General features: G+C 46.3%; 20 protein-coding genes. 12 read left to right on the forward strand and 8 right to left on the reverse strand.

Annotated elements, in window-relative coordinates; all coding sequences use genetic code 11:
• Positions 1-49: 49 nt before the first annotated feature.
• From mtrB to secA, 5 genes are all read left to right on the forward strand, one after another.
• Complete coding sequence (gene mtrB / locus BK816_RS03455) at positions 50-1,768, forward strand: MtrAB system histidine kinase MtrB (RefSeq protein ID WP_257786292.1); 1,719 nt, start codon at positions 50-52, stop codon at positions 1,766-1,768.
• Complete coding sequence (locus BK816_RS03460; RefSeq protein ID WP_071163933.1) at positions 1,765-3,450, forward strand: LpqB family beta-propeller domain-containing protein; 1,686 nt, start codon at positions 1,765-1,767, stop codon at positions 3,448-3,450. The genes mtrB and BK816_RS03460 overlap by 4 nt, the downstream gene beginning before the upstream one ends.
• A gap of 120 nt (positions 3,451-3,570) precedes the next feature.
• Positions 3,571-4,311 carry a ComF family protein gene (locus BK816_RS03465; protein WP_156981983.1) on the forward strand — a complete coding sequence of 247 codons (741 nt, stop codon included), beginning with the start codon at positions 3,571-3,573 and terminating at the stop codon, positions 4,309-4,311.
• Between the two features lie 159 nt (positions 4,312-4,470).
• On the forward strand, positions 4,471-5,115 hold the full coding sequence (hpf, locus tag BK816_RS03470; protein ID WP_071163935.1) for a ribosome hibernation-promoting factor, HPF/YfiA family: 645 nt from the start codon (positions 4,471-4,473) through the stop codon (positions 5,113-5,115).
• 230 nt (positions 5,116-5,345) lie between these two features.
• On the forward strand, positions 5,346-8,216 hold the full coding sequence (secA, locus tag BK816_RS03475; protein WP_083379235.1) for a preprotein translocase subunit SecA: 2,871 nt from the start codon (positions 5,346-5,348) through the stop codon (positions 8,214-8,216).
• 58 nt (positions 8,217-8,274) lie between these two features.
• Here the strand turns inward: secA and BK816_RS03480 are convergent, their stop codons facing one another.
• Together BK816_RS03480 and BK816_RS03485 are read right to left on the reverse strand one after the other, a co-directional pair.
• Positions 8,275-8,811 (reverse strand): Rv3235 family protein, encoded by a 537-nt coding sequence (locus BK816_RS03480; RefSeq protein WP_071163936.1) that lies wholly within the window; start codon positions 8,809-8,811, stop codon positions 8,275-8,277.
• 9 nt (positions 8,812-8,820) lie between these two features.
• Positions 8,821-10,209, reverse strand: a complete 1,389-nt coding sequence (locus BK816_RS03485) for a LysM peptidoglycan-binding domain-containing protein (protein ID WP_156981984.1) — start codon at positions 10,207-10,209, stop codon at positions 8,821-8,823.
• A 126-nt stretch (positions 10,210-10,335) separates the two neighbouring features.
• Between BK816_RS03485 and BK816_RS03490 the strand changes: the two genes are divergently transcribed.
• Positions 10,336-10,860 (forward strand): hypothetical protein, encoded by a 525-nt coding sequence (locus BK816_RS03490; protein ID WP_071163938.1) that lies wholly within the window; start codon positions 10,336-10,338, stop codon positions 10,858-10,860.
• A 7-nt stretch (positions 10,861-10,867) separates the two neighbouring features.
• On the opposite strand, the gene BK816_RS03495 is transcribed toward BK816_RS03490, so the two are convergent.
• On the reverse strand, positions 10,868-11,080 hold the full coding sequence (locus BK816_RS03495) for a helix-turn-helix domain-containing protein (protein WP_071163939.1): 213 nt from the start codon (positions 11,078-11,080) through the stop codon (positions 10,868-10,870).
• A gap of 117 nt (positions 11,081-11,197) precedes the next feature.
• On the opposite strand from BK816_RS03495, the gene BK816_RS03500 reads away from it, so the two are divergent.
• From BK816_RS03500 to BK816_RS03510, 3 genes are read left to right on the forward strand one after another with little or no spacing between them, the layout of a single operon-like run.
• A complete protein-coding gene (locus BK816_RS03500; protein WP_156981985.1) occupies positions 11,198-11,830 on the forward strand; it encodes an SAF domain-containing protein in 633 nt (210 codons plus the stop codon).
• Between the two features lie 15 nt (positions 11,831-11,845).
• The gene (locus BK816_RS03505; RefSeq protein ID WP_071163941.1) at positions 11,846-13,570 is read left to right on the forward strand and encodes a CpaE/TadZ family protein; all 1,725 of its coding nucleotides are present in this window, start codon (positions 11,846-11,848) and stop codon (positions 13,568-13,570) included.
• Between the two features lie 33 nt (positions 13,571-13,603).
• Positions 13,604-14,062 carry a DUF6912 family protein gene (locus BK816_RS03510; RefSeq protein ID WP_071163942.1) on the forward strand — a complete coding sequence of 153 codons (459 nt, stop codon included), beginning with the start codon at positions 13,604-13,606 and terminating at the stop codon, positions 14,060-14,062.
• On the opposite strand, the gene BK816_RS03515 is transcribed toward BK816_RS03510, so the two are convergent.
• Genes BK816_RS03515 through BK816_RS03535 form a run of 5 tightly spaced genes read right to left on the reverse strand, consistent with a single transcriptional unit; the run spans position 14,055 to position 21,684 of the window.
• On the reverse strand, positions 14,055-17,333 hold the full coding sequence (locus tag BK816_RS03515) for an AAA family ATPase (protein WP_071163943.1): 3,279 nt from the start codon (positions 17,331-17,333) through the stop codon (positions 14,055-14,057). The genes BK816_RS03510 and BK816_RS03515 overlap by 8 nt on opposite strands.
• Positions 17,330-18,727, reverse strand: a complete 1,398-nt coding sequence (locus BK816_RS03520) for an exonuclease SbcCD subunit D (protein ID WP_071163944.1) — start codon at positions 18,725-18,727, stop codon at positions 17,330-17,332. The genes BK816_RS03515 and BK816_RS03520 overlap by 4 nt, the downstream gene beginning before the upstream one ends.
• A 33-nt stretch (positions 18,728-18,760) precedes the next feature.
• The gene (rsgA, locus tag BK816_RS03525) at positions 18,761-19,780 is read right to left on the reverse strand and encodes a ribosome small subunit-dependent GTPase A (protein WP_071163945.1); all 1,020 of its coding nucleotides are present in this window, start codon (positions 19,778-19,780) and stop codon (positions 18,761-18,763) included.
• Complete coding sequence (gene aroA, locus BK816_RS03530) at positions 19,781-21,163, reverse strand: 3-phosphoshikimate 1-carboxyvinyltransferase (RefSeq protein ID WP_170299658.1); 1,383 nt, start codon at positions 21,161-21,163, stop codon at positions 19,781-19,783. It lies immediately after the preceding gene.
• Positions 21,160-21,684, reverse strand: a complete 525-nt coding sequence (locus BK816_RS03535) for a DoxX family membrane protein (protein WP_071163946.1) — start codon at positions 21,682-21,684, stop codon at positions 21,160-21,162. Before BK816_RS03535 ends, aroA begins: the two co-directional genes overlap by 4 nt.
• 111 nt (positions 21,685-21,795) lie before the next feature.
• Between BK816_RS03535 and BK816_RS03540 the strand changes: the two genes are divergently transcribed.
• From BK816_RS03540 to BK816_RS09825, 3 genes are all read left to right on the forward strand, one after another.
• Positions 21,796-22,389: a sigma-70 family RNA polymerase sigma factor gene (locus BK816_RS03540; RefSeq protein WP_071164914.1), complete on the forward strand. Its 594-nt coding sequence runs from the start codon at positions 21,796-21,798 to the stop codon at positions 22,387-22,389.
• Between the two features lies 1 nt (position 22,390).
• The gene (gene rsrA, locus BK816_RS09820) at positions 22,391-22,657 is read left to right on the forward strand and encodes a mycothiol system anti-sigma-R factor (RefSeq protein WP_071163947.1); all 267 of its coding nucleotides are present in this window, start codon (positions 22,391-22,393) and stop codon (positions 22,655-22,657) included.
• Positions 22,658-22,817: 160 nt separating this feature from the next.
• Complete coding sequence (locus BK816_RS09825) at positions 22,818-22,892, forward strand: 50S ribosomal protein bL37 (RefSeq protein ID WP_418214809.1); 75 nt, start codon at positions 22,818-22,820, stop codon at positions 22,890-22,892.
• Positions 22,893-22,940 lie beyond the last annotated feature (48 nt).

Consider the following 22,940-nt stretch of genomic DNA (forward strand, 5'->3'; position numbering starts at 1 on the left):
AGCTCAAAAGAACCGTAATACGACTCTGCTTGCCAAGCACCGGAAAACTTTGCCTCGACTCAATAAGTTAGTTGAGCGCATAGTTCATTGGTGGCCGATCGAAAAAATAAATTCATCCCTAGCCTTACGCACTGCAGTTTCATTGACGGTATTAGGCTTTGTGATGGTAACAATCCTTTTTTGGTTTATCTCTAGCCATTTAAGCGCTGATGTGTTTTCAGAACGTGTTAGTCAAGTTGAAGCTGATGCGACCGTGCGTTTTAACGCCGCTCAGCAGGCATTTAACGAGGGCGCTGCGAACACTATTGACCAAGCGCAACAGCTAGCGAATACCGTGGTTCGTGAAACTCGCACAAATGCCTTGGGAGCTCGAGCTGTTGCAGTATTTCTGTTGCGGAATCAACAGGCAGTAGCGGGACCCGAAATTAATGATATTTCCTTAGTTAGTAATGCTAAAGAAGTTGTCATTTCGCCCCAATTACAAGCAGCTGTATCGCAAGGGGGCGAAGAGCATCAGTATTGGCAGTCGCAAGAGATTGTTAATGATGATGATGTTCCGGTAGCTGCACTCGCCATCGGGAAACAAGTTAACCTACCCGTGGCGCATAACTATGCCATGTACATCGTCTATAGTTTGGAAGCGGAAGAACGCACTGTCTCTACTATGTTGCGTACGGTGGTAGCCGGTTCAATCAGCTTATTGCTGCTATTAGGAATGCTGATTTGGTTAGTAACATACCGAGTACTTGGACCAGTCCAAGGCACTGCACAGGCGGCGAGAAGACTATCGAATGGTGACTTCGACGTTCGGGTGAATGTCAGAGGACATGATGAGCTTGCGGTATTGGCTCGTTCTTTTAATAACATGGCAGAGTCACTCCAAACTACTATCCAAGAATATGATGAACTATCGAAGCTTCAGCAACGTTTCGTTTCAGATGTCTCACATGAACTTAGAACTCCGCTAACCACCATAAAAATGGCCGGCGAAATGATTTATGATGCGAGGGATGACTTTGATCCGCTTGCTAAACGCAGCGCCGAGCTATTACATGACCAGGTCGAACGATTCGATACCATGTTGGCCGACCTACTTGAAATCAGTCGTTATGATGCCCAAGCGGCACGCCCCGACTTTGAATTCACTGATTTAACGGCTTTAACTGAAACTGTGATGTCAGATGCCGAGACACTGGCGTTAAAACAAGGCGTGGTTATGCGTTTGCACGCGCCACAATATCCAGTGCGTGCTGAAATTGATGAGAAGCGAATCGAACGTGTGATTCGAAATATGGTGGTCAATGCGATTGAGCATGCAGAGAGTAAGCCAGTTGAAATAACCATCGCAGAAGATAATGACGCGATTTCCATTAGAGTACGCGATTACGGGATTGGGATGACCGAGGAAGTCAGTGCCCATGTATTTGATCGTTTCTATCGTGCCGATCCAGCGCGCGCACGAACCACCGGAGGCACTGGTTTGGGTCTCGCTATCGCAACCGAAGATGTCAACCTACATGACGGTAAATTAGAGGCCAAGGGAGAGCCGGGTAAAGGGTCTGCCTTCATGATGACTCTGCCGCGTCGTCATGGCGGCACTTTTAAGCAACCAGCTTTGCAATTATGGGAGGATGGCAATCTTCTGCCGAAGAAATCTTCTAAGGGACGTCCCGCTGCCTTGCCTAAACAGTTCACGGCCATAGATAACCCTTCGTCTAAATTGCCTTCACCGCCCTCGGCAAGCAAAACAAATGGGGTGTTGAAATGAAGACTAACGCATATTCAAGCTACCATTTTTCGACCAAACTTTTGAGCATATTCGTAGTTTTTGCTGTGGCAATACTCGGCGGCTGTGCCAGTTTGCCGCACCAAGGAGAAGTTAAAGTCTCTAGAGTGATTGTGCCTAACGAAGGTTTTTCGACGCAGAAAGCACCTAAGCCTTTAGCTTCGGCAACTAAGAATGAAATTTTAAGTGGTTTTCTAGCTGCCTGTCGTGCTGGTGCCATCAATAATGATTTCGAGGCAGCCGGCCAATATCTTTTAGAAAAAACTGCGAAGGCATGGAATCCGCAGAAAGTCGTTCACCTTTATCCCAATGATGTTGTTCCACAAGTGAAGTCGAGTAGCGATAATCAGTTGGTACTTGAGCTTTCTTCGTCTGGCACGGTTGATGACCGAGGAGAATTGCAAAGTAGTCCGAATCTACAATTAGCGGCCACTTTTACTTTTGCTCAAAATAACGAAGGGGAGTGGCGGATCGCTTCACTGCCAGATGGGATTACGATTTCCGAGGGTGCTTTTCATGATGCCTATGTTTTAAGAAATCTGTATTTCTTAAGCCCTGACAAGCAGGAACTCGTGCCTGACCCAAGGTGGGTGCCGCGTTTCAGAATCGTCACATATCTGACGTCTTATCTCTTGGAAGGACCGAGTAAGACTCTAGACGGCGCGGTAACAACGGCGATCCCAGCGGGCGCTTCACTTTTATCCCGAAATGTCCCAGTAGAAAATGGGGTAGCGCAGGTTCGTCTTGAGGCTGCCGATCCGGTCACTTCGTCTCGTGGTCAGAGCCTACTTTCGTGGCAGATTCAAAGTACCCTACAGCAAGTTCCTTCGGTGACGGGGGTAGAACTAACTCTCAATGAGCAGACAATCAATGCTCAGCCTCCAAGAGGCCTGACGTATAACGCTCCAGTAGGAGTTGTGGTTAAAGGCAACCAAGTTGTGCGAGTTGATGGTCAAAAAGTCTACTTATCTGCAGATAAAACTGCAGGTATCAACCTTCGCCACCCAGCGCGTGGTCCACTTCCAAATTCTCCGATGGTTGTGCTGGACGCAAACCGGAGAATCTTGTCGATAGATTTGCAAAATGGAAATTTACAGGAGTTAGTTGCTAGCAATAATATTGCTCCTCCTGTAGTTGATCGATGGGGATGGATTTGGTATTCAACCCCAGACTTGACTAATTCTCTTAAAGTAGTCAATACGGGCCAGGAACGTTATGAAGTCACCAAAACTTATGCATCGGGTAATCTGACTCGTTTCGCTATTAGTCGTGATGGTGCTCGTATGTGGGCAATGAGGGCTGGTGACAAACCTTCACTTGACCTGCTTAGGATTGTGCGAAACGAAGAAGGGGTACCAAAATCACTTGAGCTTATTTCGCAAATGGCACTCGATCCGGGGAGCTTGGCGTTTCCAGCTTGGCAAACTAGTACTTCTGCAGTCGTGCTAGTTACCTCTCCGGGACGGGCGCAGAGCCGTTTAGTCTCCTTGAAATTGGGGGAGCGTCCAACGGAAGTCGCGAATGCTCCTTTGGGAACGGACTTTGCCGCTGGTTTCGGTACTGAGGAGATGCTTTTGCAGACTCCATCTTCGGAAGTGTTTTCTCGCGATGGTAGAAGATGGTCGATCAAATTTAGGAAGGCACTCGATCCGACTTTCTTCTAAGAAACTGGAGCGATATAAAGCGACAGTTGTTGAAGACTTAAAATCTAAGTACTAGGCACTTTATCCACAACATTTTGAAGAGCTTCCGTATCTTTGATTTCTGATACGGATGATAAATGCATGACGGTTGCAGGGATTCTAAAGTATTTAAGTTTTCAACTTTGGCTCACGGGCAAAAGCGTTATTGATCTGGTGGCGCCTACAGAATGTGTTGGTTGTGGTCGTCTGGGAACAAAATTATGCCAAGAATGTCTAGGCGAAGTAATCGGTGGAATTAATTTACAATCTGGGCTAGCCGGCACGATTGACACCATTCCCTTAATTTATGCTGGGAGCTACGAAGGTGTAATTAGACGGACTATGGTGGCGGCAAAACATGCCGATGATTTTCCTAGCGATCGTTATTTAAGCGTCCTGACTAGAGCCCTGGCGGAAAGAATCTGGGAAGAAATCGATCTTCCGAAATCGCTCTTAATTGTGCCAGCACCTTCTTCAAAGAAACGGATCGAATCTGGGCGCTATGTAGCTGGGCAAATTGCAATTGGAGTGGGCAAGGAACTGATGGAAATCGCTGGGGTTTATAGAAGAAACCTAGTTATCCAAGTGGTAGAGGCGCTTGGTTTTGTGTCCGATGGAGGAACGCAAGCAGAGCTCAGTGGAATCGAACGACGAACCAATAGAGAAAGCCAGATCCAAGCAAGAACATTTTTCTCAAATGAAACTCAGATTATTCTGGTTGATGATGTCACGGCTACTGGAGCTACCTTGAAGGCTTGTGTAAAGGCGTTAGAGACTAAAGGCGCCAAGGTTATCGGTATTTTGGTCGGCGCGATCAGCCCGATGAGTATTTCACAAACCTGAGCCTAGAGCGAAACGCCACATTTTGTGTTGTAAGTCCATTACTTAATAGGTATGATGGTTAACACAAAATAAAAGCGGGAAAGGGGTGATGAACTTATTTCCAAACAGCGTTACTGCTGTGTTTTTATTTCTTAAGATGACTTCCCAAGGAGGGGAAAAATGGACATCAACTTGACTGCTCGAAACGCCGAAATCCACGACCGTTTCCGTGAATATGTAGAAGAAAAAGTCTCGAAGGTGAGCCAATTCTACAAAGGTGCCACGTCAGCAAATGTGGAGCTAACTCATGAGCGGAATCCTCGCCAAGCTGAGCATTCGGAGCGAATCGAAATTACGGTATTTGGAAAAGGCCCAGTGATTCGTGCAGAAGCAGCTTCGGTGGATCGATACGCTGCGGTTGACTTGGCGGTAGGAAAACTATTTGAACGTTTGCGCCGAGCTCGTGACCGTATGAAGGATCACCGTCGCCGATACCGTAATGTTGAACCTGAAGACTTAGGTGCAGTCGATATTACGATGCCTGAGGACGAACAGGAGACTACGGCTACCGAGCATGTAGATCCGGCTACGTTGAAGGTCGGCGAAGCCGTGGAAGAGCAGCTTGGTGACAGCCCAGTAGTTGTTCGTCAGAAGCTACACGAGGCAGATCGCTTAACTGTAGATCAGGCGCTCTATCAAATGGAGTTGGTTGGTCACCCATTCTTCCTCTTTATTGATGCTGATACTGGTCAGCCATGCGTGGTCTACCACCGCCATGGATGGACATATGGTGTGCTACGACTAAATACAGTTGTTGCAGAGTGATCACACACAAGATTTAATGGGGCATTCACAGCGTGGTGAATGCCCCATTATTACGCCAAATCTACCTAATTACTTTGCTATCAGTGAAGCTGGGGAGTTTTGTGCTAGTTACGACTAAAATAGTCCAAGGAATCTGTGTACCCACGCCGTGGGAAGACTGTTGTATTTGAAGGAGATCAACCTTGGGTCTAGGAACTAAGCTCTCGAATCTGGGCAATAAGATTTTGCGCATGGGGGAGGGCAAAACCCTCAAGCGATTAGAATCGATCGCCGATCAAGTCGATAGTCTTGAAGATGACTTTAAGCAGCTTTCAGATGAGGAACTCGCAGCGAAAACTGACGAGTTTCGCCAGCGTTTGAAAGATGGCGAAACTCTAGACGACATTATGGTCGAAGCATTCGCTACCGTTCGTGAAGCCGCTTGGCGTACCTTGCGCATGAGACATTTCCGTGTCCAGATCATGGGTGGTGCGGCACTTCACCTAGGCAATATTGCCGAAATGAAGACTGGTGAAGGTAAAACGCTAGTTGCTACCTTGCCGGCATATCTTCGGGCAATAGATGGTAAGGGTGTTCACGTTGTTACTGTTAACGATTACTTGGCGTCATACCAATCAGAGTTGATGGGACGTGTCTTCCGATTCCTGGGTCTAACTACTGGTTGCATCATGGCCGGTCAAACTCCAGCAGAACGCCGCGAACAATACAATGCGGACATTACCTACGGTACCAACAACGAAATGGGCTTCGACTTCTTGCGTGACAATATGGCAACGCGAGTTGAAGATTTGGTTCAGCGGGGACACAACTTCGTGATCGTGGACGAAGTTGACTCTATTTTGATCGATGAAGCTCGTACTCCGCTTATCATTTCGGGACCTGCGGATGGCGGTAACGATGATTGGTATATTACCTTCGCGCAGCTGGTTGATGGTCTCGAACCCGATGTTCATTACGAAGTAGACCATAAGAAACGTACTGTGGGTATTCTTGAGGCTGGGATCGACGAAGTTGAGAAGCAGCTAGGCTTTGATAACTTGTACGATGCTGATTCTACGAAACTCATCGGTTTCCTTAATAATGCGATTAAAGCGAAGGAACTGTTCAAGATTGATAAGGATTACATCATCCATGATGGTGAGGTTCTGATCGTTGATGAGCACACTGGCCGTGTTTTGCCAGGTCGTCGTTACAACGAAGGCATGCATCAGGCTATTGAAGCTAAAGAAGGCGTAGAGATTAAAGCTGAGAATCAAACCTTGGCAACAATTACTCTCCAGAACTACTTCCGTTTGTACCCAGAAGGATCCCGTTCAGGTATGACTGGTACAGCTGAAACGGAAGCAGCAGAATTCGCTGAAACTTATAAGATCGGTGTAGTCCCGATTCCTACAAATAAGCCTATGATTCGTAAGGATCGTGACGATTTAGTTTATCCAACTGCAGCTGGTAAGTATCGAGCAGTGGTAAAGGATATCGTTGAACGTCATGCTAAAGGCCAGCCGATTCTTGTAGGTACCACTTCCGTTGAGAACTCAGAGCATCTTTCGGCTTTATTGAAGAAAGCTAATATTCCGCACACTGTGCTAAATGCAAAGCAGCATGAGTCTGAGGCTGCGGTAGTTGCTCAAGCAGGTCGTAAGGGAGCTGTTACGGTTGCTACCAACATGGCTGGTCGTGGTACTGACATTATGCTTGGCGGTAACGCAGAGCATATTGCTATTGCGAATTTGCGTGCTCAGGGTTTAACAGCCAACGATAATCCAGAAGAGTATGAGGCTGCATGGCCTGAGGCACTTGCTGCTGCCGAGGCCGCTGTGAAAGCAGAGCATGATGAGGTAAAGGAACTCGGCGGTCTTTACGTTCTAGGCACTGAACGCCACGAGTCGCGTCGTATCGATAATCAGCTTCGTGGTCGTTCTGGTCGTCAAGGTGATCCAGGGGAATCTCGCTTCTATTTGTCGATGGAAGACGAACTAATGAACCTATTTGCTTCCGGACTTGCGAAAACGCTGATGCAGTCTGCTAGCTACCCAGAAGATCAGCCACTTGAAATGTCGATGGTGTCGCGTTCTATCGCATCTGCTCAAGCACAGGTAGAAGGACGAAACCGTGAAATTCGCAAGAACGTTCTGAAGTATGATGACGTAATGACTGAACAGCGTGAGCTTGTTTACGAACAGCGTTTGCGTGTACTTAAGGGCGAAGATCTGTCGGATCAGATCGATTACTTTATTGAAGATTTCGCAAAGGGCATTGTCAATCAATACACTACTTCGGTGGATGGCCGCGATTGGAATATTCATGCTCTAACGAATGATTTGCAGCAGATGTATCCATTGAGTGAAGATTTGAAGGAGCTTCTAACCGCTGCTGATCAGGAGCATAATGTTCCTAAGGCTGATTTGGTTGAGGCTATTACTGAGGATCTTCGTGAAGAATATATGAAGATTGAAGATCACTTCAACGAATCCGAACTTGCCGCGCAGGCGTATGGTCCAGAACCGATGACTGCACTTGAGCGCGACGTATTGCTACGAAACGTAGATGAGCAGTGGCGAGCACACCTTTACGAAATGGACTATTTGAAGGAAGGCATTGGCCTTCGAGCTATGGCCCAGCGAGACCCCTTGGTCGAATATTCAGACGAGGGAGGCCGCATGTTCAATTCAATGATGAAATCGATTCGTGAATTGACGGTCCAAAGCCTATTTAACTCGAGTAAAGAACTCACCGCTGCGGAAGAACGCATTAAGGCTGAGATGGAAGAAGCTCAGGCTCGCGCTGCAGCAGTTAGTGCAGAGGAGATGGCTGCGGCGACTGCTCGGGCTAATCGTCCAATGACTAACCGTCGTCGTCCTATGATGAATGCGTCTCTCAATGCTCCCTCCAAGAACCGTTTTTCTAACCCATCAACTTTGCGTAAAGCACCTCAGCAAGCGCAAGAGCTTCAGATGAGTGGCCCTGCTGAGAATATGGACGGGATTATGGAAGCTGCTCGAGCTGAGGGAATCATTGACGGTTCTGAAGTTGGTCCAACACAAACCGAGGGTGTCCCCATGAATCGAGCAGAGCGCCGAAAGCAGAATAAGCAGAAATAAGCTCTGTAGTTTTCTTTCGTTAGCGGTGATCAGGATTAGCCTGGTCGCCGCTAACTATTTATACATTGAGAATATCGACTGAGGTCATGATCCATCGGCCCTTTTTAGCCTCAAGCCTGATCGCAAGTGTATGAATAGTTCCGTTGATTTTCACCCAAGCTGATGACTCTACGGAAAACGGTCCTGCCATAGCGGCATGAGAACCACCGACTTTTATCAAACTAATCTTCTTAGAGGGGTGTTTTTGTTGCCACTGAGCTTGTAGTTCTTTTAGCTTTCTTTGAGTTTGTAGGTCGGTCCAGCGATTTTGGGTGGATAAAATGCGATATCCCATAAGCATTTCAAAGACGGCCCTCGTTGCGGTTCGAGTCCACTGAGCTGGGTTAGGCAGTGGTAATCCTTCGGCATCTAGATACTGGGGGTTAGGTGCTTTTACTTCGGATTGGGGACCGGCAAACCATAGACTACAAATTTCTTTGACTTTAGGCGCTTTGCAGGTTCGTTTAACCTGAGCACTCTGATTATTCTGTGGCTTAGTTGGCCTTGTGACGCCATTTGAGAAGTCAGTGGGTTTGCGAATTGTTAAGGTTGGCATGTTACTCTCCTAGTGCTCGATATTGGGGATACGCAAGGTAATTTCGGTTGGCAGAAAATCTGGATTATTTCCAATAGTTGTTTCATTTAATTCATAAATTTTTCTGACTAACTTTGCGATATCTTGTTTTTGAGAATGCTCGGGTGGCAGATAATCCTTAGCGATCAACCATAGACTTTCTCCGCTGGTTACTTGATGGGTTAAATATTTACCTGGATTCTTAGCTTTTTGTTTGGTAGGTTCTTTGGGAAGGAGATTCGTGCCGAGTTTCGTTTCCAGCCAAGGTAAATCGCCTTGCCAAATATGTTCTACTAATTCTTGGTTTGATGAGGCGTGGCCACTTGTAGACAAGGGCGGATTAACTTTTTGATTAGCTTTTGGCACCCTTCTTTCCGATTCACTAGATTTTGATAATAAGTGCTTCTCATTATTAGAATCAGTTACACCATTAGTGTTTTCGTGGGATGAACCTGGAAGAAAGTCTGGGATTTCTTTTGGTCTTGTGGAGTTATCTATCTTTTTATTCCCAGAGTTCATAGTTTTGGAAAGCGGTGTATAGCTATTAAGACCTTTCTTCTCTGTTGTTTTATCTAAGACGAGTAACGGTTGTTCTATGGTGATTTGTTTATCCACCAACTCGTTGGTGGGCTCAGGACTCAGCTTAGAAACAGGTAGTGCACTCTTAGGATTGCTAACTGCTTCCCTCTGATGATGGCGTGGAAGTGGAACCTCATCGGTAAACACTGACGTTTCTGGAGTATTTGAGTTCTTATTCAATAGTGAGTTTCCGGGGAGTAGATCTAACTGATTAGTCGTCTTTAAATCGGTTAGATTTTCTACTTGGTTTACTTCAGGAGAGCCAGGCTGGTCGTTTTGAGTGGCGAGGGGCAAGGCACCTGGTAAGAAATCTTCGATTGTCTCGGTAGCCGATGCTATTGGTGTAGGTGTTGCTGGGGTATTGACTTGATCGCTAGTAATCGGGCTGGCCAAGGCGGAATTCGTACTTAGGCTAACTACAAGAACTGACGAAAGTGCTGTATTTGAGGCAGCTTTTATCACTTTCGGGGCAAAAGTTTTTATTAAGGCGAATAAAGCCAAGCTGCCGGTTCGGTAGCTTACTAGGAGTAGGATTGCCCAAAATGCGTACCAAGAAACAGTAATTACTGTGCCTGTTAGGATTGCGAACCATAATGTACTTGAAACAAAATTTGAGACATTGTTCAAGTAATAACTGTATTGAAGCTGATGGACGGCAATGGGGTAAAGAGTGGTCAGTAACAAAGTATCTAAAGCTAATAACAGTAAAGTGTAGAACCTCCAGATAAGAAGGCTAGATTGTGAGCCTTCTATTGCTTTTCCCGATAACTTTGTGGATTTTGAAGGATTCAGATTTCGCAACTTTTCCACCCCTTAGATGTCGTTAGGTGTTGTTTGGTTATGTTAGAAATCATTCTACGGCCTTAAGTTCTTGTCAATTTTTATTTGCGACTTGTGGATAATGACTGTAGGTGGCACGATTTATTTGTGAGTATTGAGCTTGTTATTGCCGATCTAGAGTCGAAGTTCTCAGCCTCATTACGTGCTGAGGCGGAATCGATGGTTGCCGAAATGGTGCCGGCTTATCAGTCTGGTATTACTCTTTTGGGACGTCTAAAAGGGAGCTTGGGTCAAGAAATTGAACTAACTCTAACCGATGGTCGGGTTATTGATGGCTGTTTGCTTCGGGCGACCAAGGACTGGGTTTTGCTTAGAACTGCCTATGAGTCTGTTTTGATACCGTTAAGCCAAGTGAACGTTTTTGGCCCCTTAGGAAAGGCTTTAATGGGTTCTCATAGGCTCGATAACTTGTCAATGGGAACGATCTTGCGCGATTTAGCAGATAAGAAAAGTCTGGTGCGACTGTTTTTACTCTCGGGAAATTGGTTAGGGCACGTTGTTTCTTGTGGAAGTGATTGGATCGGATTTCGTGTTTATGAGACACGTAAAGAGCTGATTGTGCCGCTTACCGCAATAGTCTCGATTTCGACGCCAGTGATATTAGAAGAGTAGATGATAGTCAGTTTTCTGCTTGTCCAGCCAAAATACGCTCTTTGGTGAGAGCGTATTGTTTTTGAATGTATTCCTCTAGGGCACACTCTTCAACTCGCCAGAGCTTACGAGCGCCGATTTGAATAGCGGGAAGTTCCCCACTTAAGACTAAGTTGCGGGTAGCTGCTGGCGTTAAGTTGAGTTGCTCGGAAACGTCTGCAAGAGTCAAAAATCTGGGCATGCATCTATCATGTCACCATCGCATTCAAACGTAAACTTTTAGAATAAAAAATAGCTAAAGCTGTGGAAAACTTGCCAAAATGAATAAAAAGTAAGAAAAATACTACATAATATGCATGTGAATAAAAAATCTTTGATTACTCAGTTTGCCCAAAAGAAACCTGCATTGAGAAGAGATCCAAGATTTCTATTAGGGGTTTTGCTTGTGATTACTTCAGCTTTGCTTGGCGGGTGGCTATTTAACGCTAACTATCGGGGATATGCTCTTTGGGAGGTGAATAAAGACATGCCGCAAGGTAGCGTCATTACTGAAGCAGATGTGACCAAGGTATATGCAACTCCAAGTCATCCGAAAGTTTATGTTTCTGGTAGTAAAGCGCCGTCCGGAGTGGTTTTACGTTCCTTGCAGGCAGGGGAATTAATACCAAAATCTGCCTTTCAAAATGGTGGTGTTGGATATGTGCAACTAGTACTAAACCTTTCACAGATGCCGTCAAATTCGCTAAAAGTTGGCGATTTGATAGATCTGTGGGCAATCGGTAATCGACGAGAGAATGAGTCGCAGGAACCAGCATCTCAGATTGCGACTGGATTAGTTATGGCGTCTGCACCGCAAGCATCGCAAAGCCTTGGAATGGGCCAAGTGACTACCCTTGAAGTAAAAGTCGCAAAAGCATCACTTAATCAAGTGCTAGATGCAATGGGTAGTAAACGTGCTCTAATGGTTATTCCTACGGTTGAAAAGAAGTAAAAAGAGAAACACACTATGGTTAAACGTTCAGTTTTGCTACTTCTTTCAGGGGCCTTTGAAGTAGAAATGGTTAAGGCCTTGAATACTCATCCGGAGACCGAAGTCGCACTCAGATGCGCAGATTTCATCGATGCTCTTGCCGCTGCTCGGAGTGGCTTAGGAAATATTTTGTTAGTGTCAGATGGCGTTGAAATTACCAGACAGGATGTTTATGAGCTTCATGGTCTAGAAATCGCAGTTATTGTCTTATCGAAGAACGAAGAGCCAGACGAGCTCATTGAAATCGGGGTGGATTCAGTTTTAAACGCGGCCTCGGAAGAAAACGTTCTTGACGCCATCTTATCGCTCCCGTTGATCGAAAATGAAAAAATCGAACCAGAATATAAGTCCGATTACCATTATGAAAGAACTGCTAACAACCAGGTTCGTGATGATGACGAAGAATTAGTAGATCTGACTAACTCGTTCTCAAACTCTATCCAATCCGAAGAACACAAAAAAGAGAAGCAGATTTTTGATTCAGATAGCTCTAAATTGCGAGAACAAGAGCAGCCTAGGACTAACTCAAGAAAAATACCAAGTCGGAGGAACCTACGAAATAAACCAAATCAAGAGGAAGCAAATGTTACTAAACTCGAATCCTCTCCTGAAAGTTCGCTTTCCCAAGGCAGCGCTTACTCCTCGGCTGAGATCAAAGAATTACCGAGGCTAATGGGGAACCACATTGCAGATAATGCTAAGGACAGCAAAGCGGATAAATCGGTGATTACTGATACGACTTTGGTATCACCTGAATTTTTTCACACAGAAAAGGCAAAGCAGAAAAATTCAACCAAAAATGCCCAAGTATTACTGGCAACTAAAGCACAAAAACATGAGTTTAATAGGCAAATGCAGAAGGTTGGTCAGCTTAAACAACTTCCTCAAGTAATTGCCATGCGTAGTGCGATGGGTGCGCCAGGTAAGACCACATTAGCTGTAAACCTAGCATATTTACTTGGAAAATTAGATTACTCTGTACTGTATATAGATGCCGATTTATTATCGCCATGTGGAAACCTATTTTTGGGTGCCAGTCCGAGTTGGGCAGGTTTAGCTCTTGCCTGCCGGTTGGCAAGTAGAGGGCGTTTAACAGAGAAAAATTTTCAAGAATTACTACATCCTATGGGCGATAATGCTCAATTTTTAAGTGGCATCAATTCTGCTGAACGTTGGCCTGAAATAACTGTAAGCGATCTTGAAGCAGTATTAAAAACTGCTAAACAGATGTTTGATTATGTAGTAATCGATACTCATTCACAACTAGTTTATTCAGAGAATCAACAGATGATGATCGAGACTGATCCAAGGGATGAGATTTCTTCATTCATAATGCAGGCGGCCGACTTGGTTATTACTGTAATTAGCGCCGATCCAATCGGAATTAGCAGGGGAGTAAGCCTTTGGCGAGGTAGCAAATTTTCAGAAGAATTATTGGTATTCAATCAAGTTTCTAGGGAACGAAGTGGGAAAGCTTTCCAAGATAGTATTTTGCAACTGCTAGGCAATGAATTAGCTTCACAAAAATATTTGATCATTCCTGAAAGTAAAGAAGTACCCTCAGCTTTACTTGCAGCTCGTCCGATTTATACATTAACTCCCAAAGCCTTCTGCCTTGGGGGAATCATCGCGATACTAGCCTTATTGACCGAAAAAGAGAACCAGCGACAAAAGAAAGCACGAAAATGGTTCAGAAAATGAGCATTTTTTATTAATCAGTGTCAAGATAGATAGGTGCGTATTTATATTCCGGTTGCTCCACAAGATCTTGCCGCTGATGCGGTTAATGCAAAACTAGTGTTTGCTTTGACCCCAAAGTTGCTTGAGCTGGCAGATGAGATTGGGTATAACGAATCAGAAGCTGAAGAACTCGCTGCCACATATGCGGCACAAGCGTCAGCAGAATTCGATGAAAATGCTGCTATTGGACGTCGAATCGTGCTTGCAGCATCAACCGAGGAAGCCAAATTACGCAATTTAGACAAAGAAGGTTATGCTTCAGCGGAAACCGATCTATCACTTCCTTGGAAGAAAATTGATGCGATATTAATGGACCTTCCTGGAGTAGAGACTCTAGTTAAAAGGCTTCACGAAGCAGACGAAGACGCTTGGGATGAGTTAGCCGAGCTTTCTCTTGCTTGGTTTGATCCTAGTGAAAGAACTGCCTTACAAACCGAACTCGGGCTTAACTAGTCACTCTTAAAGTCGAGGTGCCATCAGGTTTAGGGGAAATGGTGATTCGATCGCTGATTTGTTCCTTTAGAGCTGGCACATGTGAAATCAGGCCAACGCTAATTCCTTGAGCACTCAGTTTAGTCAATTGGGCAATTACTGTGTCTAAATAGTTGGGAGAAAGTGTCCCAAAGCCTTCGTCGATGAACATCGACTCGATCGTGATTCCACCGTTTTGAGCTGAAACTACTTGGCAAAGTCCAAGAGCTAAAGCAAGTGCGGCCATGAAGCTCTCTCCTCCTGAGAGAGTTTTGGTAGCGCGGATTTTGTCTGCATGAACGTCGTGTATCACGAGGCCTAAGCCGCCAGTTCTGGTAGTTTGGCCGGGCTGCAAGTCTGTGCGTTCTAGGTAGAATCGCCCGTCAGACATCAACCGCAGTAGGGGATTAGTCGCAGCTAAGACATCTTCAAGTTTTTGCCGGAGCACATAATGAGATAGCGGGGTGCCAACCAGATTATCTTTGGTAGTACCGGCCACCAGCACACCGACTCTAAGCAAGGCAGCGTTTTGTAATTCAAGCTTTTCTAGTTGTTGGTAGCTCTGTACAAAGGAGGTTAATGCTTGTGATAACTGCTCGCTAAGAATACTAAACTGACCGACAAGCCCATTAGTCACTTGTAAATTGTGCTTTTCAGTGCTGGATTGGTCTGCTAGGACTTGAAGATCTGGAAGTACTTCTGTGGTTAGGGCGGTTTTGACCTCCGGTTCAGCTAAAGTACCTTCGGCTAGTGTCAATTGTTTTTGCCACCGAGTGGTGCTGTCCGTGTAGTCAGCAACTTGTTGGGATGAGAGCTTGGAGGCTAGAGCTTCTTCGACTTTTTCGAAAGGCGAGTCTGTCAGAGTTTGCTGAAGATTCTCCTCTGCGATTTTGAGAGTTTCGCGATTTTCCTCGAGCTTCTCTATCGCTTTCTGTCTTTTTTGCGCTAGTTGTTTGAACTCGGAGCCGGCTTGCTCAAGTGATTCAACCGTAGTGAAGTCTCCTAATAAGAAATCCAAATATTTCTGATTTAGACGAAGGTGCAACCAAGCTTCTTCCCAGCGTCTAGTGAGCTGGTTTGACTCTGCTTTTAACGCTGGAAGTTTAGCATTTAGTTCTTCTTGTTCTTTTTGCAGATCGGCCTGTGATTTTTCTAGGCGAGTTAGTTTTGCGCTGGCGGTCTTTGCAGCTTGCCATTTGGCAGTTGTGTCTTCGAGTTGTTTAGCAATTACCGACTTATCGGTACTAACTAACTGTGAGGCAAGTGAAGCTAGTTTAGCTTTTACCATTTCAAGTGCTTGACTGCTTTCCTGTAGTTTATCCTGTGCCGCTTTAAAAGCCATGTTTGCAGTTTCTATGGCGCTATCTGGCACGAATTCAGTGGAATCGTGCTGGGCTCGCTTTGGGTCGTATGGAGCGAAACAGACGGGACAAGGATCGTTTGGAGCCAAAGTCGCAGCCATGCGGATAGCTGCTGAGGCTTGCCATGCGGAAACAGTATTATTCAAGTTTTGCTGTTGCTCATCGCGTTTTTTCTCTAGATTCTGGTGTTTCGTTTGGAGTCGCTTTTCTTTCCCTAACTCAGAGGCATATTCGGCATAGAGATCTGCTTGTTGCTTGGCCGTTTTCAATGAGACTTTGAGTTCAGGGAATTCGTCAGCTTGCTTCTTTGTTTCTAATAGTTCGGACTTTAATTTCGCTTGTAGTTCTGGGAACTTAGCTAGTTTGGTTTCTAGGTCAGAAATCATGGGTAAGAGAACTGCCTGTTTTTCACTGGCTTTAGAGCTTTCATTTTGCCAATTGATAATGGCTTTATTGGTTTGTTTTGCTGCGCTTAGTTGAGCTTCAAATTGTTTGAAAGCAGTGTTAGTTTCGAGTTCTTCGAGTTTTGAAAAGTCTGTAAAGCTATCCTCGGAGAGTTTGTGGCAAAGCTGTTTAGTTACTTGCGTGATATCCCAATTGGCTGGTTGGTATTCTTCGATGGTAGTTGGAATCTGCTGAGCGGATCCGAGGATCTTATTTTCCAACTCCTGGTAGATGGTATCTGGACTCATAGCTAAGTCGGCAAAGGGGAGTGCTCTAAGTTTTTCGCCGGTGCTATCGGCCCACTTTGCTTGCCAAAGCTCATGGATTGTTTCCAATTCTGCGGTCAAATTTTGGATTTTTTGACTTAACTGTTTTTGATTTTTTATCGCCACGAGGACGGCCTGACTTGCTTGGTGCGATTCTAAGGCTTTTTTCTGTGAATCGATTTCAGCTTTTTGTGCTGAAAGCTCGGTGAGTAAAGTCTGTGCTTTTGCTCCCCGTTCAAAGTTTTTGTGAAGTATTTTCGCATCGTTATAGGTTTTATCGGCTTTCGTGGCAATCAGCTGTCGGCGCTCTTGAAAGTGTTGAATGACTTCGGTAATCTCTTCCAGTTTGCTCTTCCAGTCTTTGCTTACCGAGGACGCTTGCTCTAGTCCAGCACTAACTGCTGCAGTGTGAACCAGAGGCTGAGCTAAATTTAGAAAGCTTTCTTTAGTCCACTGGCCATGCAAGAACTTTTTTTCAAGCGATAGTTCAGAGATTTCACTAATCTGGTCATCAATTTGTTGAGATACTTTCCAGACTGTTTGCGCATTGCTTTCTAAGACGCGTCTTTGCTGTTCAGAAGCGGCACGCACTGTTTTAGCTTTTTCGGCTAGAAGTTTGGTAATTTCGCTGTAGATTTGGGTTGAGAAGATTGATTCCAGGACCCCTTGGCGTTCCTTAGGCTCAGCGCGTAAGAACGTTTGGAACTTTCCTTGGGGCAGAACCACGGTTTGGAGAAACTGCTCTTTAGTTAATCCGACTAGATTTGACAGTTCTAAAGCCACTTCTTTGACTCTGTTTGAGATGACGCTTTCTGCTCCGCCCTCGGTTGAGAGCCTGCTTAGGGAGACTTTAGCGGAAACTGGGGTTTTACGATCGGAACGTTCGTATTGTGGACTCCGGTGAATCCGGAAGGTACCTGCATCGACTTGAAAATCAAGTTCTACATAGGAAGGCTCGTGGTCGTCGCAGTGATCGGACCGTAGTCGGTCTTTGGAAGAGTCCTCTAGTCCAGCAACTACTCCAAATAGGGCGAAGGAAATGGCATCGATGATGGTTGATTTACCGCTACCAGTCGGACCTTCTAGTAGGAAGATGCCGCTGTCTCCGAAATTTTCAAAATTAACTTCGAATTCTTTCCGGAATGGTCCAATGCCAGCAAATTTTAGTCGCAGTAGTTTCATGCGCTTTCTCGATTCAATCTAACTTCTTCGACAATTTCATTAACTACTTGAAGTTCTTGTTCGCTGGGTTTATCTCCGCCCACTTGCTCTAGAAAATCTGCGATTACTTGGGCGATATCAGCTTCTTTTAAGCTAATTTTTTCTGGTCCTGGCAGCGAGACTGGGTTGGTCGGTTGGTGCACATAGACAAGTAAGTAAGGGAAAGCAGCTCTTAATCTTGCATAGAGTGCTTCCGGACGGGCATTGTCTGTAATCGTAATTTCGGCAAAGGACTGTGCGATTTGTGGATCCTGAGCCTGTGCTATGACTTCATCAATCGAACCTTTAAGCCGGACAAGACGGCGCCAAGGCGGAACTACCAAGTCCTTAGTTTTTATCTGTCCGGCATCAAGTTCTACCACCGTAATAGTTTTTTCGTAACCGGCTTCAGAGAAGGAGAACGGAAGGGGAGAGCCGGAGTACTTGAGATTGTCTTTTCCTGCCACGGTTTGAGGGCGATGTAAGTGGCCGAGGGCGAAATATGCTTCATGATCGCATTGTCGATGGAAGTCTGCCGCCGCTTCGGGGGTAAACCCGTAGTCTAGGAATAGTTGGCTGGGGATGGTGGCGACGCCGCCAACGGTAATGTCTCGTTCCGAGTCGCTAACTTCGCCACCGGTGACAAAAGCGTGAGCCATGACGATCACAGTAGGTTTGGCAGCGGTTTGATAGTTTGCTTGAATCCAGTTCCGGATCCTCTTTAGGGCGCCACTCATTACCCCCTGTGGATTTCTAGGAAGGCTGGGGAGCAAGTCATCTGCTGTTGTGTCTAGTTCATGTGGCTCTTCTGTCTGGCTACTTGGGAGTATTGAGACTTGGTCTTCGACTTTAGAACTCAACCTACTTGAGTTGACTGTTGACGTAGTAAGATCCGGTGATGCCAAGTCAATGGTTACTAAGGGTGCTTGAGAGCTTGCATCCCATGGAGCAGCTAGACGGTAGCGCCAAGTATCGGGATCTAAATACGGAAGCCCAAAGAGCCAAAGGGGTTGCTTGCAGCTTCGATCCTTGACAATTATCGGGCGTCCAATTTGTTCGTCTCTCGCGATGATTTGTAGGCGAGGTCCAAACTGATTCCAAGCAAAGCCGAGGCGGGTTAAAGAATCGTGATTTCCTGCTGTTATTACCACGTAGCATAGTTGGGTCAATTTACTTAGGATACTTTCGAGCAGATTGACAGATTCTACTGGGGGAACGGCTCGATCGTAAATGTCGCCGGAAATCAGAACTAGGTCGATTTTTTCTGTTTTGACGGTGGCTAGCAGGAATTCAAAAAAATGTTCTTGAGCCGCAGTTAAGTCGGCGCCATGCAAGGTTCTGCCTAGATGCCAGTCTGAAGTATGTAAAAGTTTCATTTATCAGCGTCCTTGCTAGCTTTTTCGACTTTTTTATTCTACGTGGCGACTGGCAATTAATCTACGGAAAGAGTTGAGACGAGCCTGTCGATATTTCTGTTCTTCTCCTGCCACTTGTCCCGGCCAGGTGGACAAGGCACACTGAGGACTATCGGCTAAATGCTTGCACCCCCTAGGACAAGCAACTGCTACTTCGGACAAGTCGGTAAAAGCGGCTAGTAATGTTTCATTGTCGACGTGTGCCAATCCGAAGGAACGAACGCCAGGGGTGTCGATAACCCACCCTCCTGCAGGTAAGGAAAAGGCGATTGCCGAGGTCGAAGTATGCCGTCCTCGGCCGGTAACTGCGTTGACTTCGCCAACTTGCCGATTGGCACCAGGCACAATTGCGTTGATTAGAGTAGATTTTCCGACGCCAGAATGCCCAACAAGTACGCTTACCTGGTTACCAAGCTTGGGCAGCAATTGGGACAATCCTTCGATTTTTTCTGGTGTCACGCTTGTAGTTACGATTTCAATGCCAAGGGGAGTATAGGCGGCATAGAAATCGGTGCTGTCGGCGAGATCAGATTTGGTCAGGCAGATTAATGGTCTGACTCCTGCTTCGTAGGCGGCCACGAGGCAACGGTCAATCATGCCGTATCGGGGTGGAGGATCGGCTAGAGCCACCACGATAACCATTTGTTGAGCATTGGCTACAATCGGTTTTGGTTTACCTTGCCGCTGTCCTTCTTCTGCGGAGCGTAGGAGGAGAGTATCTCGTTCTTGAATTTGTACGATTCGGCCGAGGGTATCTTTTTGTCCACTAATGTCTCCGCCAACATGCACGCGGTCGCCAATTACTACGCTACCGCGTCCTAGTTCTCTGGCTTTGATTGCGGTTACGGTGGTGCCATCAGCCATGATTACCTGGTATCGTCCTCGGTCGATACCGATCACCATGCCTACTGGTTTTTTACTATGGTCAGGACGCTGTTTTGAACGAGGACGGGAGGACTTGCCTGGACGTACTTTTACCCTTGGGTCATCGGTGCCTAGGTCGTATCGGCTCATTTAGTCTTCCTGTCTCGCTACTTTTTGCCAGAGGTCGACAAAGTTTGGCAGAGTCTTATTTGTTGTTTCGACATTTTCGATTTCGATGCCGGGGATCGCAAGACCGATGATGGCTCCAAAAGTTGCCATTCGGTGGTCGTGATAGGTTTGGACTTTTGCCCCGTGAGTTACCGGAGACGTGATGATGAGTGAGTTTTCGGTGGTAGAAACTTTTCCGCCTAGGCGTTTAATTTCGGTTTCGAGAGCTGCAAGACGGTCGGTTTCGTGCCCTCGAAGATGTCCGATGTTGGTGATAGTGCCACCGGTTGGACGCAAGGCTAATAGTGCCGCGAGAGTCGGTGCTAATTCTCCATAATCGCCGAGATCGAAGTGATGCTCGGTTCGGTTGGTTAAGAAGTCATTAGGACCAGTCAGGGTGAGCCCAGCATCACTGAGCTCGTAGCTTGCTCCTAGTTTAGTGAGGAGTTCACGCCAGTAATCACCAGCTTGTGTGGTCTTGCTTGGCCAGTTAGGAATTGTAATTTGTCCGCCTTTGATCATAGCAGCGGCAAGGAATGGTCCAGCATTAGATAAGTCTGGTTCGATAGTTGTTTCAGTCAGTTGTAACGGGCAGGGCTCGAAACTCCACGCGTTTTCGTTTTCCCTTTCCTGAAAAGACGCTCCACATTCTTTGAGATTTTCCAGGGTCATTTGGATATGTGGAAGGGAAGGAAGTTTGCCGAGGGCGCGTATCGTTACGGGTTCAGGCCAGCGGCTGGCAGCTAGAAGTAGGGCAGAGAGGAACTGCGATGATTGCGATGAATCTACCGAAAGTGTTTTTGACTCGCTTTGCTGGAAGCTGTGTGGTTCTTCTTGGTGTGGGAATGTTCCAATCGTAAAGGGGAGTGAATCGGGCGTTGGGGGAAGATCGATGCAAATTCCATATTTGGATAAGGCATCTAGTAGTGGGAGCTGCGGTCGTTTGGCAGCGCCCTGGTCCCCATAGAAGTAGGTTTTTGCTTTAAAGATTGGAGCTAGGGCGGTCAGAAAGCGCATCACATTCCCCGAGAGTCCGCAGTCGATTTCTGCTGGGTTCTCGAAGTTTTCTGACGATTTTGGAATGGGGGTAATCTGCCAGCTTGAATTTCCAGTAAACGCGCTGAGCGAAGTTGGCGAAGTTGAAAGTTGCTCAAAGCGAGCGCCGAAAACTGTTAGTCCCTGACGCATCAACATAGTGTCTCGAGCCTCAAGACAACCATGAACCTCGGTCGGTTTTTCACTGAGCGCTGCCAAAATAAAGGCACGATTGGTTAGGGATTTTGAACCTGGAAGATTAACTGTGGCCGACACAGAACTAGAAAGAGTCGGTGCCGACCACAGTGAATGCTTTGCTGTTTCTGTCACTTGGTTACGTTGGATAGCTTCTGGGAAGCAGCTTCGAGTGATGCTTCAGCGTTGTTCTTGACCTGATCAAGTTGAGCACTTGCGCGGTTCATCTTGTCAGTGACCCAGGAATTTGCTAGCCACGCAGCGGAGGGAGCCCCCGCCCGGTCTAGTGAGGCTAGGACCATCGCGCCGGTTAGGGCGCCACGCTGGATGCCAGTTGATACCTTGGCGCGCATATCTTTTTCCGAAGCCGTGTTCACGATAGCTAATGGGACTGAAATCGCAGTAAGAACGGCAGCAGTAGTGCGTGGCATTTTTCCAAGAGCTAGCATACCTGCTGCTCCAACAGTAACAGCTCCGAGGGCGCGTGATGCTAGCTCAGGGTTATCTGCTACTACGCCTAGACCTAGGCGGCGAAGAGTTGGTTTAAACGGAGAAATTTTCTTGGCATGCGGAGCTGGGCGGCGCATGGCGTCTAGACCGTCAGCGATGAATGGGGCGGCGATCAATGGGCGGATTATGGTGCGGAGAATATTCATACATACTATTCCACCGCAAAACTGCCGGGAATGAAACTTGAATCTACGGTGTTTTCCAAATTGCTAACTATTTACCGCAAAAATTTGATTTTGCCGCTACTCTCTAAGGTGATGGATAAAGTTGTTGAAGACCAGAAACAGTCAATGTCAGAGGGGCAAGCTGGCACTTTTGAGGAGTTAGCTATGCCGTTACTCGATGTTGCCTACTCATCTGCGATGAGATTGACGCGTAATCAGCAGGATGCTGAAGACCTAGTGCAAGACACTTTTGCTAAGGCATTTTCTGCTTTTTCTCAGTACCAACAGGGTACAAACTTTAAGGCTTGGTTACTTCGTATTTTGAAAAATACGTTTATTAACCAGTATCGTAAGGCGCAACGTTCTCCGGCCGTTACGGACAGTGAAGGTGTGGAAGATTGGCAATTAGCGGATGCCGCCAATCATGAAGGAACAGGTTTGCTTTCGGCTGAAGTGGAAGCTTTAGATCGTTTAGGCACTCAGGATTTAATTGATGCTTTGGACTCTTTAAGCGAAGAACGTCGCATAGTTGTTTATCTAGCCGACGTTGAAGGCCTGAGCTACAAAGAAATCGCTTCTGCTTTAGATATTCCGATTGGTACTGTCATGTCGCGCTTGAATCGAGGACGAGCGCAGTTGCGTGAGCAGCTCAGTGAGGTAGCGAAGCATTATGGGATTGGAGAATAAGATGGGTGACTGTACCTCACAAAGTGATTTGACATGCGAACAGGCCTTAGAAAGTTTGCATGAGTTTTTGGATGATTCGTTGACTGAGGAAATGTCGCAGCGTGTCGAACGGCATATTGCGTCATGTGACTACTGTTCAACTTCAGCTGATGTCGAAAGACATTTTCGTGTGCTGCTAAGAAAGAAATGCGTGCAAAAAGCTCCCGCAAGTCTACGTCAAAGAATTCTGGTGCAGATGACTAGTTTGCGTATTGAGTATCAAGGCTAGATTCAAACAATCACCGAAAAATGATGACGTGAGTGGAATAACGTTGTGAAAAACTGCGTTCCAAGTTTCGTTTTTCTTGTGATTGTGCGACAATGCTTAGGTTGAAAGTGCCGCAAGACCTTCGTGTCGAAAGGCGGCGGACCATTTTGAGGAGGAAGCTATGTCGAAGCGTGGTCGTAAGCGTCGTGCACGTAAGAAGAATGCGGCTAACCACGGGCGTCGTCCTAACGCCTGATGTTTAAGCTCTTTGTTAAGGCCTTGTAGTGATCACTACAAGGCCTTA

The organism is Boudabousia tangfeifanii, assembly GCF_001856685.1.
GTDB classification, from domain to species: domain Bacteria; phylum Actinomycetota; class Actinomycetes; order Actinomycetales; family Actinomycetaceae; genus Boudabousia; species Boudabousia tangfeifanii.